Annotated in this window: 14 protein-coding genes; 3 read left to right on the top strand and 11 right to left on the bottom strand. The window is 62.1% G+C overall.

Translation table 11 applies throughout. The features are described from left to right. Positions 1-139: 139 nt before the first annotated feature. The 3 genes from mobF to LDO22_RS01160 are packed head-to-tail and all read left to right on the top strand — an operon-like array spanning position 140 to position 4,602. Positions 140-3,700: a MobF family relaxase gene (gene mobF, locus LDO22_RS01170; protein WP_224027132.1), complete on the top strand. Its 3,561-nt coding sequence runs from the start codon at positions 140-142 to the stop codon at positions 3,698-3,700. 20 nt (positions 3,701-3,720) lie between these two features. Next, positions 3,721-4,263 (top strand): hypothetical protein, encoded by a 543-nt coding sequence (locus tag LDO22_RS01165; RefSeq protein ID WP_224025766.1) that lies wholly within the window; start codon positions 3,721-3,723, stop codon positions 4,261-4,263. Positions 4,264-4,317: 54 nt separating this feature from the next. Next, the gene (locus LDO22_RS01160; RefSeq protein ID WP_224025765.1) at positions 4,318-4,602 is read left to right on the top strand and encodes a hypothetical protein; all 285 of its coding nucleotides are present in this window, start codon (positions 4,318-4,320) and stop codon (positions 4,600-4,602) included. Positions 4,603-4,710: 108 nt separating this feature from the next. On the opposite strand, the gene LDO22_RS01155 is transcribed toward LDO22_RS01160, so the two are convergent. The 11 genes from LDO22_RS01155 to LDO22_RS01105 all read right to left on the bottom strand — a co-directional run bounded on the left by LDO22_RS01155 (position 4,711) and on the right by LDO22_RS01105 (position 15,942). Continuing rightward, positions 4,711-5,214, bottom strand: coding sequence for a single-stranded DNA-binding protein (locus tag LDO22_RS01155; protein ID WP_224025764.1), 504 nt, complete (start codon positions 5,212-5,214; stop codon positions 4,711-4,713). 56 nt (positions 5,215-5,270) lie between these two features. Then, positions 5,271-6,353, bottom strand: coding sequence for an ArdC-like ssDNA-binding domain-containing protein (locus LDO22_RS01150; RefSeq protein WP_224025763.1), 1,083 nt, complete (start codon positions 6,351-6,353; stop codon positions 5,271-5,273). 163 nt (positions 6,354-6,516) lie between these two features. Continuing rightward, positions 6,517-7,029 (bottom strand): DUF4913 domain-containing protein, encoded by a 513-nt coding sequence (locus LDO22_RS01145; protein ID WP_224025762.1) that lies wholly within the window; start codon positions 7,027-7,029, stop codon positions 6,517-6,519. Next, positions 7,016-8,560: a type IV secretory system conjugative DNA transfer family protein gene (locus LDO22_RS01140; protein WP_224025761.1), complete on the bottom strand. Its 1,545-nt coding sequence runs from the start codon at positions 8,558-8,560 to the stop codon at positions 7,016-7,018. Before LDO22_RS01140 ends, LDO22_RS01145 begins: the two co-directional genes overlap by 14 nt. Before the next feature lie 275 nt (positions 8,561-8,835). Then, positions 8,836-10,194, bottom strand: a complete 1,359-nt coding sequence (locus LDO22_RS01135) for an ATP-binding protein (RefSeq protein WP_224025760.1) — start codon at positions 10,192-10,194, stop codon at positions 8,836-8,838. An 83-nt stretch (positions 10,195-10,277) separates the two neighbouring features. Further along, a complete protein-coding gene (locus LDO22_RS01130; protein ID WP_224025759.1) occupies positions 10,278-11,777 on the bottom strand; it encodes an SCO6880 family protein in 1,500 nt (499 codons plus the stop codon). Continuing rightward, positions 11,770-13,086, bottom strand: coding sequence for a type IV secretion system protein (locus LDO22_RS01125; RefSeq protein ID WP_224025758.1), 1,317 nt, complete (start codon positions 13,084-13,086; stop codon positions 11,770-11,772). Before LDO22_RS01125 ends, LDO22_RS01130 begins: the two co-directional genes overlap by 8 nt. Before the next feature lie 54 nt (positions 13,087-13,140). Further along, positions 13,141-13,428 (bottom strand): hypothetical protein, encoded by a 288-nt coding sequence (locus LDO22_RS01120; protein ID WP_224025757.1) that lies wholly within the window; start codon positions 13,426-13,428, stop codon positions 13,141-13,143. A gap of 141 nt (positions 13,429-13,569) precedes the next feature. Then, positions 13,570-14,142: a hypothetical protein gene (locus LDO22_RS01115; RefSeq protein ID WP_224025756.1), complete on the bottom strand. Its 573-nt coding sequence runs from the start codon at positions 14,140-14,142 to the stop codon at positions 13,570-13,572. A 385-nt stretch (positions 14,143-14,527) separates the two neighbouring features. Further along, the gene (locus tag LDO22_RS01110; protein ID WP_224025755.1) at positions 14,528-15,649 is read right to left on the bottom strand and encodes a C40 family peptidase; all 1,122 of its coding nucleotides are present in this window, start codon (positions 15,647-15,649) and stop codon (positions 14,528-14,530) included. Then, on the bottom strand, positions 15,649-15,942 hold the full coding sequence (locus LDO22_RS01105; RefSeq protein WP_224025754.1) for a hypothetical protein: 294 nt from the start codon (positions 15,940-15,942) through the stop codon (positions 15,649-15,651). Before LDO22_RS01105 ends, LDO22_RS01110 begins: the two co-directional genes overlap by 1 nt. Between the last annotated feature and the right edge of the window lie 314 nt (positions 15,943-16,256).

The following is a 16,256-nucleotide window of genomic DNA, read 5'->3' as shown; positions in this document are numbered from 1 at the left end:
ATCTGGCACATATCGCGGCGTGGCTTGTCTCAGTTGCCCAGGCAAAGGGAGTGGCGCTTGACCCTAAGACGTTGGAGATCATGCGCCGGCGTGGATGGGATCCAACGAACCGCCATGCAGGAGCCCCGCGGCTGTGACGATGTCCATCGCGCGGCTCTCGGCACAGTCAGGCCTGCGCTACCTTTTCAAAACGACAATGACGAATGATCTTGCCGTTTCTCCCGCTGACGCAACCACTTACTACATGAACGCCGGAACACCCGAAGGACGATGGGTCGGCGCCGGACTCAGAGGCATCGATCGCATGGCCGGGGCGCCGGTCACTGAAACCGACGCCAAGGCAGTGTTCGACTCAGCCGTGCATCCTGATACCTTGCATCCGCTCGGCCGTCCTCACAACCAGCCCTCCGTCGTCGACAACAAGACCGGTCCCCCGACCGTACGTCACGGCGTCGTCGGCTTCGACCTGACCTTCAGCGTGCCAAAATCTGTGTCGGTTCTCTGGGCCCTCAGCCCTCGCCTCACTCAGGAGCAGATCCTGCAAACCCATCACGAAGCGTTAGCAGCGACACTGTCATGGCTCGAAGAGAACGTCATCCATACGCGGGCCGGACGGAACGGCGTCGCCCATATCGGCACCATGGGAGCCATAGCCGCAGCGTTCGACCACTGGGAATCTCGCACGGGCGACCCCCAGCTACACACGCACTTGGTCATCGCCAACCGGGTCCAGCGTGTCACCGACGGTACGTGGGTAACCCTCGACTCCCGTACGCTGTACAAGGCCGCCGTCGCTGCAAGCGAACACTACAACGGACTCCTGTTCGATGCCCTCCACCGGACGCTCGGAAGCGCCACCGAAATCCGGTCCCCGTCCACCAATACCCGTAACCCCAGCCAGCAGCTGACCGGAGTAGATGACGAACTAATCCGTGAGTTCTCCAATCGGTCTCGTCTCATCAATCTGGAAACAGACCGCCTCGTAGCGGAATGGACCACCGGTCACGGACATCCGCCGACCGCAGCAACAATAATCAAGCTTCGTCAGCAAGCCACCCTCGCCACGCGAGCCCCAAAGGCGGACCTCCCCACTCCTCTGCGTGAACTCTCAAGCCAATGGCGGGCGCGGTCCATAGCCAGAGGATTCCAACCAGCTGACGTTACCGCCGCCGCCGTACAACGCTTCAAGGGTTCACCGTTCCGCTTTACGGATTTCACCTCTGATTGGATCTGCTCCGTCGCCACGCTTGCTCGTGAACGCGTCGCCGCCAGGCGCTCTACCTGGAACCGCTGGAACCTACTCGCTGAGGCTGAGCGGGTCTGCGCGCAGATCCGCTGCCGCACGGCGGCGGACCGGAGCGCACTGATCAGCGCCGTCGCTGATGCGGCGGAACAACAGTCAGTACCGCTGAACGAATACCGCTACAGCCTCCCTCCGTCCGCAGCCGCGGACCTCCGGCTCCGGGAACGCAGCGTCTTCGACTTTCACGGATCCCGGCTGTACACCGACACGTCAACGCTCGCGTGGGAGGACGCGATCATGGGGGCAAGAAACGACTACGGCGGCCCGGTGGTGCGTGCCGACGTCGTCATGGATTCCCTTGAGCATGTCAGGCAGGCAGGGAAGCCGGAGCTTCAAGCAGACCAACGCGCCGCAGTTGCCGACGTCATCCTCAGCGGCCACCGGCTTGATGCCCTGGTTGGGCCTGCCGGCACGGGAAAGACCACGACGTTGAGCGCGGTCAAGGCGGCGTGGGAAGCAGAGCACGGCGCCGGAAGCGTCGTCGGGCTTGCCCCAGCAGCTGCGAGCGCGGATGTGCTGGGGCGCGAACTCGCTATGGCTACCGAGAATGTCACAAAGTGGCTGCACGAGTCGGCGGGGCAAGGAGCCTGTTTCAGGGCCGAGCGCTTCTTCGATATACAGGCCCAGCTGAAGATGTCTCACGTCGGCGAGCGCCGGAACATAGCGTTCGCCCAGGAAGCTGCCCGTCTCGCTGCCACTCAGGAGCAGTGGTGTTTCCGGGCAAACCAGCTGATCATCATTGATGAGGCCTCAATGGTTTCCACTTCCCAGCTTGCCGCCCTGGTGGACCAAGCGCGGGAGGCCGATGCAAAGATTCTTTTGGTAGGCGACCCGGGCCAGCTGGACGCGATTGATGCCGGCGGCGTCCTTGGCTGGCTGGATCGGGAAGGAAAGGCAACGCGGCTAAGCACCGTGTGGAGATTCCATGAAGAGTGGGAGCGTGCCTCATCGCTGAAGCTCCGGAGGGGTGAGTACTCAGCCATTGCCGACTATGCCCGGCATGGGCGGATCCGGCACGGTAGCTACGTGGATATGGCTGACAAGGCGTACCTCGCATGGCAGGAAGATACTCGGGCAGGAAAGTCATCCATCCTCATCGCCGCCGACAATGAAACGGTCGGCTTGCTCAATGAACGGGCGCAGGCGGATCGGGTTGCCCGGGGTGAAGTGGATCCCGAGCACACAGTGCTTCTCAGCGATGGCCTACGAGCGGGTTCCGGTGACACGGTCATCGCCCGCGGAAATAACCGGAAGCTAGTCGACACCGACGGTAATTTCGTGAGTAATGGCACGCTGTTCGACGTCCTTCAGATCAATCGTCGCGACGGCTCGCTGCTGGCTCGACGGCGGGACACCGGCGCGAGTGTCATACTCCCCGGAGCGTATCTGGAGTCATCTGTCGAACTGGGGTATGCGACAACGGCACACCGTTCCCAAGGCGTTACGGTGGACACCGGCCACACGGTGGTCACCCAGGGCCGGCTCACCCGCGAGCTGCTGTACGTGAGCATGACCCGTGGCCGCGCCGGCAACTTTGCCTACGTCAGCGAAGGTGACGACGACGGCCACCCGGCTGTAGATCCATCACTACAGCTCTCATGGCAGGGCATCCTTGGCGAGGTGCTGGCGGCTGAAGGTGCCGAACGGACCGCACACGAGGTACGCGACGCCGAGCTCAGGAAGGCTGACAGCCTCGAGCGGCTCTACGGAGAGTACGACTATCTGGCGCAGATCGCTGCAGGGCTGGACCTAAAACAGTGGATGGATGAGAATGCGCCCGGAGCGTCGCAGAAATTGGAACAATCTCCGTCGTGGGGCGCAGCCGTCGCGGCATGGCGGAAGGCCACAGCCATCAGCCGCCCGAGTGCGGAACGCATACTGGCCCAGGTCGGCTACGACACCACCCGTGCCAACGACCGGTGTGCTGTTCTCAGCACACGCTTGCGTCGCTTCGTGAAGGGGATGCCGTCGACGGCTGTTGGACCCGTGACCGAGAAACTTACGCCCAGCCGCCCTGACTTGGCGGAGATGATCGAGCAAGTCAAGGCACGCATATCCGAGAGGATCGAGTCCGTGAACCTGTCAGCTCTGACAGGGGACCCTGAGTGGAAACGTGCTCTGCTCGAAGCCGTCAAAGAGAGCAGCAGCCGCGATACCTGGCAGCTGGTCCGTGACGTTGCCGTATTTCGCGACAGGTGGGCGCTGCCGGACTCTCACCTGCCCCTGGGCCTGCCTCCGGCCGACTATGAGTGGGAACACATTGCCCAGCGTGAACTACTCAGTCAGGCAATCGACAACGCCCATTCCCGTGTAATACCTCCTCACCCCGGAACGAGTTCAAGGGAATTGCACTTTCCACAGCAGGTCGTCCTTACCAGCGCAGGCTGGCAGCTCTAAGCTGATAGAGGGACAAGACGATGGTCGAAAATCCGGTGATGAAACCCAGAGTTGCGACAGTCGCCCTGGTATCGACCAGTGCCGGCGTCTTGATACTCCTCGTTCTCTTCCTGGCACTTTTCCCGGCCGTCAGCCTCCCGCTTTCGGTGACTGCGACTGTCGGCGGCATTTGGCTGGCAGCTGCACTTTTCCTGAGCCTGCGCTGGTGGAAGCGCATCTCCGAATCCCGCCAGTGGCAGGCACATGCCGCAGAGCGCTGGAGAGCCTTTAACAGTCTCAAACTGGCGAGCGGCACCACTACCGAGGTGACTTTGCTGAATGTTGATGCGACTCAACCGACCGGGTCTTGGGTGACCATCTTGTGGAACCGCTTCGACCATGTGCAGCGCGCGTGGATAGAAGCGCTGCCGGAGCCCGTCTGGCCAGGATCCATCCTGCTCATCATCCCCGACCCAGCACAAGTGAGGCCAGGGGCCCCGTGGCCGGATGCTTACTTCATTAGCGCCGCCGACTGCTTGGCTTGGGCACCCGCCGAGGGACGGCCAGCCCAGTTGCAGCCATGACACCACAGAGACCTTCGGTGAACGTATTCGAACGTATGTTCTAAAATGGCTTTCATGATCAAGTCCGGCTCCCCTGAAGATGTCGAGCGAATGATGATTCGCATGGACGCCGAAGCCAGCCGGCCCATAGACGACCCTGCACCTCTCCGGGATTTCCCGAAGTATGGCCGTCCGCTTGTGTATGTAGGCGGGATCTACGGCAAGGCCGTTGGATGGACGCACAAGTACGGCCTTATCGAATGGCTGGATTCTTCCGGCAAGTACCACATGGGGTGGGCGCATTCCTCGAGCATCAGGCGGGTAAAGCCTGAAGAGTGGAAGGGCAGCAGCGCGCTGTAGTGAAGCTCCCGCGCACGGCGATGGCCTGGTCCCCAGAGGACCAGGCCATCGCAATTTGTGGAACTGTAACAGGCAATAGAGCTACATCCTGAACCTGCTGGTCCCCGGTCAGAGGCTAATGTCAGCCCGGGCTGGTCCGCCTAAAGGGGGCACGGCCACCGGCCCTTTCGTCGAGATGTTGTAGGCGGGCTGGGCAGCCTCCGGTGCCGCTTGCACACCCGCATCCACCGCAGCTTCCGGGCCTGCTGCCGCCCGGGGAGAGCGCTGGTATGCTGCAGTGCCGAACCGAAGGTCAGGACCAATGGTTTCAGCAACAATCCGACGGGCTTCCCGCCGCTCTCCGTCCTTTTCGAATGCGCGGAACTCGAGTTCACCCGATACCGTGACGGGATCCCCCTTCTTGAGCGAGGTCGAGGCATTCTCTGCGAGCGCCCGAAAGGCGGAAACGTTATGGAAGACCGGATCTCCATCGTGCCAGGCGCCGTCTGCTCCTTGAATCCGCTGGTTCACGGCCACGCGTAGTTTGGTGTGCGCGACCCCGGACTCACCGTAAGTGAGCTCCGGGTCTGCGACAAGGTTGCCGGCGATGTTGACCGGGATCTTAGTACTCATAACTTCTGCCCTTTCTCTTGCAGACGGGGCTCTCCCATCCAACACTTCTGTCGCCCCTACGGGCCGGAAATCTCCAATCCTCGAGCAGGCCCGACCGGATGCTGCGGGCCAGCGAACGAGTCCTGACCTTGCAGCCGGAGCGACGCATCACCGGGCGGAACCTTCCCGCCAAAACCCGGAGGATTCGTGACTTCGAGGATGTCCTTGGTAGCCGCCGTGACGCGGCCTAGTACTGACTTCGCAATGTCGACCCGCGAGGCGGGTTGCCTCGGAGAAGAGCTGCGGGCCGCGACTGAATGCTCCGCTTCAATCACTGCGTCAGCCCAACCGGACAAGTAGCTGGCGGATTGGGGACCCCTGTCAATGCCGTGAGCCTTGAGGATCGTGTACGCCACAGACTCGGCTTCGACTTCAGCCAGCCCGCGATGGTCCACGCTGCTCCCGTACAGCTTTCCCACCTTGTCGTCGGGCCCGTGCAGCAGGACATGGCCGAGCTCATGAGCGAGCACGGCGACGCGCTCCTCTGCGTTCAGCCAGCCCCCCACTTGAACCTGGTGCTGTGCAAAATCGGTAAAACCGCTCGTCAGGCCGAACTGCGCGTCGGTGACTTGGATCGAGAAGCCGTGCGTGCGTGCAACCCGGGCCAATGCATCCCATAACTGCGGAACGTCGACGATCGAGGCATCACTCGTTCTGGGAACCAGCAGCGGCTCCCCCTGGGTCTGCGAGACGTCGAACACGGCCTGGCCGCGCCAACCGGTTATGAGGGTCTTCTTCCCCTCGTCGACAGCACCGTTGGGTGGTTTCTCGCCCACAGGAATGCGCTGGCGCGTACCGTCGGGCAGGAGAATCTGCTGCACACGGGCGGTCCGGGGTGCAATGACCCACAGGGCATGCTCGCCCCGAAGTACGGTGCGGCCGTGTCGTTCCCATTCCTTGTACCCTGCGACCAGCGTCGGCTCGTCCGTCCCCCTCTGCGCCATCTGCATCATGAGCAGTGCAACATTGCCGCCGGAGTACCGCCACAAATTGGCCGATGCATCAAGCAAGACCTGCCAATGTGAAGGTGACTCGACGGCCCCCTCCAAGATGGAGCGCAACCCGTCCATCAACGAGGCAATGCGTTCCTCAGCGGCCATGCGGCGAACGTTTTGACCGGCTTCCGGGGAGCCCTGGACAGACAAGTTGGTAAGGGGAACTTCAGGTGTAGCGGCCACGACAGCCACCCTTCATGCTTCTTCGGACCGCAGCATTGCTGCGCAGACACCCGTTCATGGCCAAGCCCCACAAGAGCGACATGACTTAGAAGTCAGCAATCAGCTGGTGAGCAGCCTTGCGCCACTCAACAAAGGCAGGATCATCATCAGCCAGGATTCGAGGCGCAGGCTCCTTGTGCGCCTGCAGCCCAACGCATCCCGCAGTCCGGGTGTGCATCCTCAGACGTTCGACGGCGTGCGGGAGCCGTTCATGAAAGGCAAGCGGGCCGAAGCCCGGGTCATCCTGAGTGTAGGAGGCGAGCTCCGCGCGGTGCAGCGCGTACAGCTCAGCCACGATTTCAGGGTGGCGCCACCAGCAATCGGGAACGACCGACGTCGTCAGTTGGTAAGTGGCCACAAGCCATCTCACCCACGAGGTGAGGACACCCCAGACTTCCTGCGACTGTTCAGGCGTCATCTCCCGCCAACGGCGGGTGACGCTTTTGGAGGCGGAAGGCCCACTAAATGCAGACCGGAAGAGCTGAGCGGTGATTTCATCGTCCCCAAAGGAGCTGGCCGACTGGACGTCGAACTCGTCCGTCTCGTCATGGCTGCGCATCCGGCACCCCTTCCGCCTTCTGCTGGCGTTCCCTGTGTCCGTCGGCCAATACGCGCTCCATCTCGGCTTTCAGCCGACGCAGCTCCCCTGCGTCCTTGCGCTTGTGCCACTCAAGAAGGTCCAGAAGGATCGGTCGAGTACGCCGGCCCAGCATGAGCGCCGTTCCCGCGGGCAGCCGCCGTATTTCATCCAGAGCGATTACGGGGCTTTCGCGTATCTGCTCGCCGTCCTGCCTGCCCTGGGATGACCAGGACCTGGTGGTGAGGGTAAGACTGCGTTCACCCAGCAACCCTGCAAGGGAGCGCAGATCCTGCTCGTCGGATCCGCCCCCGAAAATTACTTTGATGATCGCCGAGTCCCAGATGGTCGACGCCTCATCAATGGACCAACCTGAACGGGCCTGCGACAACGACTGCAAAACGACGAGCGTTGAGATTCCGATGCCGCCGCCGTCGGACAGTGCCACAGGCAGCCCGGGCCAAGGGGCGAGATTAGCGATCTCGTCCAGGATCAGGGAAAGGGGCGGCTCCAACCGCCCGCCCGGAGAGACGAAGGCCATCTCCCGCGCTGCATTGTCTATGTCATCGATCAGTGCTGACAAGTAGGGCCCCGCGGCAGCCGCGCCGGCGCGGGTACCGATGAGATAAAGCGTTCCCCGATCCCGGATGAACGTTTTCGGGTCGAACTCCTCGGACTCATCCTGCGGATTGAGCGCGGCCAAGACTTTCGGCGAGGACAAAGGTGCTACCGCCGCCGAAACCCCAATCCATGAGTTCGAGGTGTTCCTTGGGTCATCCTCCAGTATGCCCATCAGATCTGCCTGCCATCCCAGCGCAGCCCCCGGCCGGCCTAGAATCTCGAGAGCTTCCCTCGCCAATACGGAGCTGGATGACCAACGGCGGAATGCCGTCACTCCTTCCCCAGATAAAGCTGCAGCATGAAGCAGACATTGCAGAACGATCAGCGAGCGCTTCTGCCAGGCAGCGTTCTCGCCTTTCATCTCAGTATCCGCAGTTATGACCAGGGCTCGCCGAGTGGCGATGTCCGGGTCCTCGCAGCCACGGACTGGCGACCAGCGAAGTGATGACGGGATCCCCGACATACCCTGTGGGTCAAAGACCGTCACGGGTCGCCCACCGGTGGCCCGCGCCTTCATCGTCACCACCAGGTTGTCCGCACGCGTGGATGTCGTGACAACTGCCCCGGGCGCGTCAAGAATCGCATTGATGACGACGTACAAGCCCTTACCGGAACGCGGAGCACCCTGGATCACCATCGACTCCTCTGTGGAGACATGAACGGTGACGCCGCGGGAGCGGCCCAGCGTCCACGACACGTCCTGCACAGAAGGGTTTTCAAGGCCTGGCCTGGTGAACTTTCCTCTTCTCCGCACAGCCCTGGCCCCGAAGTCGTGGAGGATCTCGGCACGGCGGGCAACGCCGTCGCGGTTCAGAATGTCCTGCCGCAGCCATCGGCCGGACTGCTTCCACCGTCGCCATATGACGACGGCACCCACGGCGAGCGAACCCACGAGAAGCAGCGCGGGGGCCAGGACCCACCAGACAGCGTCGGTGCTTACTGAACAGCCTGAGCGTGGCGCCACTATCCAGTCCATCCGATTGGCCAGAAGTCCGACGGCGGCTGCCGGGTTGAAAGGCGACGGCGGTGTAGTGCCACATCGCCAGGACACCACCACGTGCCCGGCAGCTTGGATGACAGCACAGAGGCACACGTACGCCGCCGCCCCGATGAGCCCAGCGGTGACCAGCGGGTTATCGCTTGCGGCCCGAGGGCCGCCTGGCCGCTTCACAGCATCCTGTCATCAGTGCCGAACACGGCAAGCTCGTCAGTGGTCACGCGGTTAGCCACGATGAACGAGCGGTTCCCGACCTTCCAGAGCCCGACACCTTTCGGAAGGTTCTCAACGTGTTCACATTCCGCTTCGGTGAGGCCGAGCGCTTCCTTTGTCAGCCGCATGGCGTCGTGCTTTTGGCGGTAGATGATCCTGGTGTCCGCCTCAGTCAGCAGACCCAATGCCTTCTGCCGGTGTCCGCTGGTGCTGTCTCCGATCTCGTTGAGGTCGGCCACCTTGTGCATGATCAGCAGGTTCGCGATCCCGTACGTTCTGGCGAGCCGCCACTGTTCGCTCATCTTCGCCAGCATGTAAGGGTCGGCGAGCATGCGCCACCCCTCGTCGTACACGACAAGCCGCTTTCCGCCGTCGGGGTTCGTGATGGCCGCCTCCAGCCAGGTGGCACCGCAGGCGGCGGCCAGTGAAAGCGCCTGCTCTGATGCCCCGATCAGGGCGGAGGTGTCCATCACCATCATGGGAGCATCAGCATCGAAAGCGACGGTGGAAGGTGCATCGAACATCCCTTCGAGGTCACCGGACACGGTCCGCCTCAAGGAATGGCTGACTGCCGTTCCGCCCTCTGTGCCGACAAGCGCGATCATTTCCTTCGAGGGTTTCAACAGGTGGTCCAGCACCATGGGCAATGTCGGATTCGAGTTCTCAGACATGGTCTCCATGAGCGCGATGTCCAATGCCGTGTGTTCCACGGGGCGAAGGGGCGTGCCTTGGCGCATGAGGGAAACCAAAGCGACAAGGAGATACCTCCGACGCTGCCTCACCACTGCTTGCCACTGTGCTTCGGCGAGGGCCCTGGGGCGCTGGCCGGCGTCGAGAGGGTTGACTCTTGCGGGTCGGCCCGGGCCAACGCTGATGACCTTTCCACCTACAGCTTTGGCGACGGCGACCCACTCGCCTTTGGGATCCGAGGCAACAGCTGCCTTCCGCCCCAAAGTGATGGACCGTGCTACCAAGGATTTGCCGCACATCGATTTGCCGGTGCCAACGGTGCCGATCACAACAATGGACGGGCCGCTGATGATGCCCTTGTCGTAGAGGATCCAGGGGTCGTACGAGAAGGCGCCGGAGCCAAAGACGTCGGTGCCGATGTAGGTTCCTTCGTGGCCAAGACCTGACTCAGTAAGGAATGGGTACGCGGCGGCGAAGGTCATCGTTGAGGCGCGGTGCGGGGCAGGACGCAACCGGTGAGGTCCCCGCAGGGAGTTCGGCTCCTTGCTGCCCCAGTCCCCGCCGAGACTGAAGGCCTCAAAATCGAACCGTCCCTTGGTGAGTGCTGAGTCCGTCCCCGTGGCCACGGACGATGGCGTCCGCCGTCGTGCTTTCCCTTTCCTCCCCTTCTTCCCGGAAGGAAGATACTCAAAGCTCTTCATTGCCGGCCTCACCGCAATCCTCTCCCCAGGGGCAGTCCACCGGCGACAAAGGCCGCCCATTGCTGCCCGTACAGAAGCCGCAGTTCTACGAACGCCCCCGCGGCAGCAGATTCCAGTTCCTGACGGTGCCGCGCCAGGTCTTCCAACGAGGTTGCTGAGACGGTCAGGTAGGCCGCCGGGCGGACGTCACCGTGGCCGGCGACGATCTCCTCCTCCCTCTGGGCCACTTCTTCTTCCTCGGCCTTTTGCTCACGGGTGAGCGGCCTGTCGAAGCGCGCATTGATGCGGCGGCGGGTTTCGTGGGCCTCCTGCGCGGAGCGGATGTCCCTCAGTGCTTCAGCCGTCGGCACCGCCCGGACAACTTCAGTGAAGGTATGGCGGAACTCGCCGACGTAAATTAACGGATGCAGGAAACCCGGGAAGACTTTCTGTCGCGGCCATTCGGCGACCCAAAAGGTTTGGTGGAACCCGCTGTCGGTACGCAAGTAGGTCCAATGTTCCTCGACGCCCATCGGCCCCTGCAGGTGACGGTGAACCGCCTCGGCAGTGGCTGAACCCTCCAGCAAAGGGACGGTGGCGAAGGACGATTTAATTGGAGGTAAAGAAGCAGGATCGAATGCTCCTCGTATGGTTCCCAGCAGCTCCGACTCGTCGATCCATTCCTCGACCTTCACACTGTGGGTGCCTAACGACGTGCGCATGGCTTCGACTTCCAGCCGGAGGACGTGTTCAATACCGCTGAGCCCTCCACCGGACTCCTTGATCCGCCGTCGTGCCTTGCTTGTGTCCAGCACGACCGCGACGAGGAGTTCGTGGCTCATGGTTGCCCCGGCTGCACCCAAGAGATCCTCATAGGCGCGCCGTCCCCAGCCCAGCGTCTCGTCGCCGTTCGCAGCCTGCAGCGCATTGTCGCGGTAGAAGTCCCACAGTGCAGAGGACGGATAAGGCACCGTGTAATCCTGGATTGCGATCCGGGCTACGCTTTGCCGCTGGGCCATCCCGGCTTGAACACGCGACCACGCTTGAACGGCCCACGCCTTGTCATCAGAATCCAACAACGCAAAGGACCTGGTGCTGCAGCGCAGGACTGCGATCGCCTCCCTGCCATGGCGGTCAACAATGAAGCATTCGCCGTTGGCCGTCGTCCGAAGTTCCAGATTGCCCAGCCCGCCGGGGAGGGCAACCCGACCGGCAAGATGCGGGGCCTGAGGCTTGGCGAGAAACCGTGTCTGATTTGCTGCTGCCCGGCAAAAGAACATGGCGATCTGTTTCGCCCAGACCGGATAGGGGATGCGGGAGTACTGCAGGATTCCGAGCAGTACAAGCCCGAGCCACATAGGCCCGGAGGTAAACAATCCTGCGGGGCCGTGACTCGCAGAAGCCACGACGGCGACCGCAACTCCCCCGCTCACGATCAGCAGTTGATACCACTTTAGCCCTAGGAAGAAGCCGCGGCGTTCATATCTAGGGAACTTGACGGCTTCCAGGGCACGCGCGTCTTCAGACATCAGGGGTACCGCCCTTCAGAGGATCAATTCTTGGTGGCTGGGGTTTCGGAGGCTGCATTTTTGCTTGGCCGGCGGCGCCTCCGTTGCGCTGCGCGCGCGGTGCCGGCTCCACCGAAGGGGTCCGTCTTGCAGGTGTTTGCGGGGCCGCGCCTTGGCTTTGGGGTACTACAGTCACGAACCCCTGGTCCGCAGGTTGCGGGACGTCTTGGGATGTGGTCGGGGACGCTCCGTCTAGGGATCGCGGCTCACCGCCGGGTCCCGAGGGGAACGCCGTGGTGGGCACAGTGGGAGCGGAAACTTGGGTCGGGAAGATGCTGGGGCGTGAGCTGATGGGCCTTGTCATTGCAGAGCGACTAACCAGGTTGGCGAGCGTGAGGCGGCCCCCCGCCTGGCGACTGATCTGGCGGGCTGCCACACTACTGCTGCGGGACAGGATATGGCCACCTCCGGCGGTCTGGGCTACAGCGGCGAGTTCGCCGCCGGCAAAGCTAACCAAACGCATGGCCATTAGCGGCGCACCACAAGCCACGGCCATGCCGACGGTTCCGGCCGCCAATCCGGCGAAGGACTTAGAATCGGCGAAGAGCTTCACGGCGACCGCAAGGACTGTTCCGGCAAGAGGCTTGGCTATGACCAAAGCGATGACGACCTCGCACCATCGACGTGCCCATGACTTCGTCTTATCCCAAGGCAGCAACATGACGGCCACGGGTGCCACGGCAGCCAGGACAACAAGAGCGAACGAGCGGAAAATCATCGAACACATCAGAATGAATGCAAGTATCCAGACGACAACGACGGCCATCATGGTCACGACTACCGCGCCCGCTGGCCCTCCGGTGTTTCCAGGGGCAAGCGAGACCAGGTTCCATTCCCGGCCACTTCCTGCTGGCGCCCGCTCGAAGCCGAAGAGCCTCATGAACACCAGGTAGGGATCCGACCCGATGGATCGAAGCAGAGCAGCGGAGGCTAGGTCAGTCGCCCGCGTAAGCTGCCGGACGAGATATACGGCTGCACCAACCAGGGGAATAGCAACGGCCCCTCCAATCATGGCCCTTCCGATGCGTCTCGGTTGCTGGCTTATCAGCCCTGACAGGATCTGAAGGATCATCACGACGACGAGTGGCGTCAGCATCACGACCACCCACCAACTGGTCAGCCCCTGGATAGACAACCACTGGGATTCATCCACGTTCGACACGGTGAACGCGCCGGTGATAAAGGCCCAAAGCCAGGACGCCATGTTCTGGAGGACGTTTGCAAACAGTGCCGTGACTGCACCGAGGGCGTCGTCGTTCGCTTGCGACACGAGGCCGCAGCCTGGTGGCCACCATCCATTGAGATCGCACTCAACGGGCATGACCTAGAACCCGAGGGGAAAAGCGGTCTGCGACCAGAGGATGTAGCCGTTGATACCGCCGAGAATGGCAGCCACCGGTCCTGTCCACAGAAGGATCACTCCCCCACTCGAGGCAAGACGCGAGGACTGGCTCAGCTTGCCGGCCAGCAGCAAGGCGGCGCCAATGATCGCCACGATGGCGATGATGATGAAGGCGCCGACAAGGATGCCGCCGCCAATTTGTTTCAGTGATTCAAGGAAAGGGAAACTCGCGTTCGGGGTGATCCCCGGGTCCACCGCTGCATTGTACATGGGTGCTCCGTCCGTCGTATTCCATGGAGTGAGCAAATGAGCTCAGTGGTTCATGGCGGAGGCGGGACGGAACGACATGATCCCTCTTGTTTGTGATTGCAGCGTACTAGAGGCGAGAGGTCCCGCGGCAGTCGCCGAGGACTACAACTCAGATACCCGGCAGTACTTTCCAGGCTCAAACTCAACAAGACGGCCGAGGGGCAGCAGGATATTCGCGTGGAAGAGTTCAACCTGCATGTTCGCAACGTTTAGGTCACCCGCGACAGTCGCGACGTCTGGCACCCTAACATTAGGGCGTACCTTGACACGCCCACGTCGGGTCGCCAAATCATCCTGCCTTGTGAGGGTTTGCTGATTCCAGGAGACAATCCAGTGTCCGTGCATCAACTCATTTCGCGACTCCATGGCGCGCTGAGCAAACTTGCGTATGTCTGTGAACCTCACTCCGTATTTAGTGTCAGTAAGGCGCGTATCAACAAGCTCGTTAGCGAGCGCCAACAAACGCTGGAAAGGCATTCCAGCCGTAACGGCAAAGCCAACTTCAGGCAGTGGATCGAGCAATTCGGCCACCAACTCTGCCAAGGAAAACTCCAGGCGCGAAGCGTGCACTGCTACGGTTCCTAATTCGATCAAATGCTCGTTCGAGAGGGTCGTGGGCAGACCGGTCATGATCGTCGTCTTGGGCAACATCTCTCCGCCAGGCGTCATACGCATACAGGCATGCTACTTCCCCGCTACACAACCCTCGGTCCTCTACGCGTGACTGCTGCCCGGAACGTCGCGGGGACCCTGCCGACTGGGTTCTTAAGCAGCAAGCGCACGGGCGACTCCGGTGTTTCGTGTGCTGGCCCAAGCAAGCACCCGCCGCCGGGAAGTTCCAGGTGGAGTTCGGTCGACGGCGGTGGATTCGCTGGCAGCGGCTCCTCTTTCAATTGGGCATGCATAATCTGTACAACGCCGAGCAACCCGGCAAGCCAGGCCGCTTGCTCTGACCGCGACGTCGGCGCGCCCGGTAGAAACCTGAGGGCAACCCGTTGCGCTGCCGTCTATGCAGGCGCTTGAGCCAAGGATGTCCCCCGTAAGCTCCAAGGGGACGTCCCTACCGCCTCAACAGGTCAAAGTAAGCCGTGCCAGAGTTCCAGCTGACTGGATGCAGCAACGTTCCCACCGTGGGGTTGAGTGCACTCCACATCATTCCGTTCCCGGCGTAGATGCCGACGTGACCCCAGTTGTCGGGTCCCTGGGGACTCTGAACCACCAGGTCTCCCGGCTGAGGGTGATCCGTTCGCGTGCCTACCCGCCACTGCTCTACTCTTGGCAGCTCAATGCCGGCTTGCCTGTAGATCCACTGGACATACCCCGAGCAGTCCCAGGCCTTGAAAGCAGTGCCGCCCCAGACATATCTGCCGCCGAGGCCTTCCTGAGTGAACCGCAAGATGTTCTGGCGCAGCTGGCTTAGGTTCCGCACCTGTCCGACATTTTGATTCCCTGCAGCAGGACTCAAACAATATGCAGGAGCTGTGTCGGTTTCCAACGCAGAAACAATTGCTGTTGCGGCCGGCTCCCACTGTGCATACAGCTCCGGAAAAGCAGAGACCTGAACTGCCTGTGCAGCCAGCCCTTTGTCCATCGACTTCCACCCCGGCACGTCTAATAGCCCACGTGGGCTCCCACGGTTAGGACCTGTCGGTCCGCCATAGAACGCGCGGGCATTGTAGGAGGCGTCCATCAGCTCGGAGACAGTCCCCCAGCCGGCGGCCGGGCGTTGTTGCGCCGACCCGATTGAATCGTGATCGGCCCCGATACCGTCATTGGGGAGGGTAAGGGAACCAGGCACTGCCGGGTTCGCAAGCATGCGAAGGCCCGATTCTTGAAGCGCCATCATGATTGCGATGATTTGTCCGGAACGCGGCACACCCAGTTGCTTCCCCACCGAAATGTAAGCCCGCGCGACGCCCTCTTGACGAGGCGTCAATACGTAGAGCAGCTTGCCAGCGTCGCGGACTTCCACGCCCCCAGTCGTTCCCGCGGTCTTTGCACGACTGTCCGCGCTACCCGGCGTACAAGCAACAGCACGCTCTCCAGTCGCCTCGGCAAGTACAGCCAGGACGCCAACAAAGGCCATCAGCCCGCCGAGTACGACGACAGCAACAACGGCGGTAACGATCTTAAGTAGAGCCCGTCGTCGTGCCACGACGGCAATCGCTGCCAGAGCCGGCATCAGTAGACGATCCGCTCGGCGGCTGCATAAAAACCAACCATGGCGCATCTATCCGCCGGAGCGGTGACCGCTGGCGGACAATTGACCATCACGGTAACTGGCGCTGCGTAAGCATTTTTGCCCGCGGTCGACTCGTCCACAACCTGGACGGTCACCGTGCACACGTGAAGGCCCTCCCAGGGGGCCGGGTACTCCTTGACCTTGGCCAGTTCAAGGTCGCAACGGACGGCTTCAGCGGTACCGCTTCGCCGGGCTGACTGTTCAGTCAGCACGGTGAAGGTCCCTGCTGTCACGCCAGTCCCCTCGAACTCCCGCACCAATGCGGACAAAGGATTGGACCCGTCAGGGAGAAGCTCCCACCAGGACCGCACGCGCGCGTAAACATCGGAATACGACGACGAGCGACTGTCCCAGGTGTAGATTCCCTCTGCTGCCGCCAAAGCGAGTGACCGGTAATCCCTTGTGCGCGGCAGCTTGCCATCCGTTGCGGCGGTGGATGATTCCTCAATGATCGGAGCTGCGGTGGATTGGACGTAAAGTGGCGCTGAAGCCGATGGCGTCCCCACTGCGGGCGCAGTTGCCGACGCCAACGGTGACCCATCCCTGC

It is taken from the genome of Arthrobacter sp. NicSoilC5 (assembly GCF_019977395.1).
GTDB lineage: Bacteria > Actinomycetota > Actinomycetes > Actinomycetales > Micrococcaceae > Arthrobacter.
This window is presented reverse-complemented; position numbering and strand designations above follow the sequence as displayed.

Coding starts and splice junctions, on each gene's coding strand:
- LDO22_RS01120 (WP_224025757.1), bottom strand. CDS start 13,428: ATGTACAATGCAGCGGTGGACCCGGGGATCACCCCGAACGCGAGTTTC.
- mobF (WP_224027132.1), top strand. CDS start 140: ATGTCCATCGCGCGGCTCTCGGCACAGTCAGGCCTGCGCTACCTTTTC.
- LDO22_RS01130 (WP_224025759.1), bottom strand. CDS start 11,777: ATGTCTGAAGACGCGCGTGCCCTGGAAGCCGTCAAGTTCCCTAGATAT.
- LDO22_RS01155 (WP_224025764.1), bottom strand. CDS start 5,214: ATGAGTACTAAGATCCCGGTCAACATCGCCGGCAACCTTGTCGCAGAC.
- LDO22_RS01150 (WP_224025763.1), bottom strand. CDS start 6,353: ATGGCCGCTGAGGAACGCATTGCCTCGTTGATGGACGGGTTGCGCTCC.
- LDO22_RS01145 (WP_224025762.1), bottom strand. CDS start 7,029: ATGCGCAGCCATGACGAGACGGACGAGTTCGACGTCCAGTCGGCCAGC.
- LDO22_RS01110 (WP_224025755.1), bottom strand. CDS start 15,649: ATGCCGGCTCTGGCAGCGATTGCCGTCGTGGCACGACGACGGGCTCTA.
- LDO22_RS01160 (WP_224025765.1), top strand. CDS start 4,318: ATGATCAAGTCCGGCTCCCCTGAAGATGTCGAGCGAATGATGATTCGC.
- LDO22_RS01165 (WP_224025766.1), top strand. CDS start 3,721: ATGGTCGAAAATCCGGTGATGAAACCCAGAGTTGCGACAGTCGCCCTG.
- LDO22_RS01115 (WP_224025756.1), bottom strand. CDS start 14,142: ATGCGTATGACGCCTGGCGGAGAGATGTTGCCCAAGACGACGATCATG.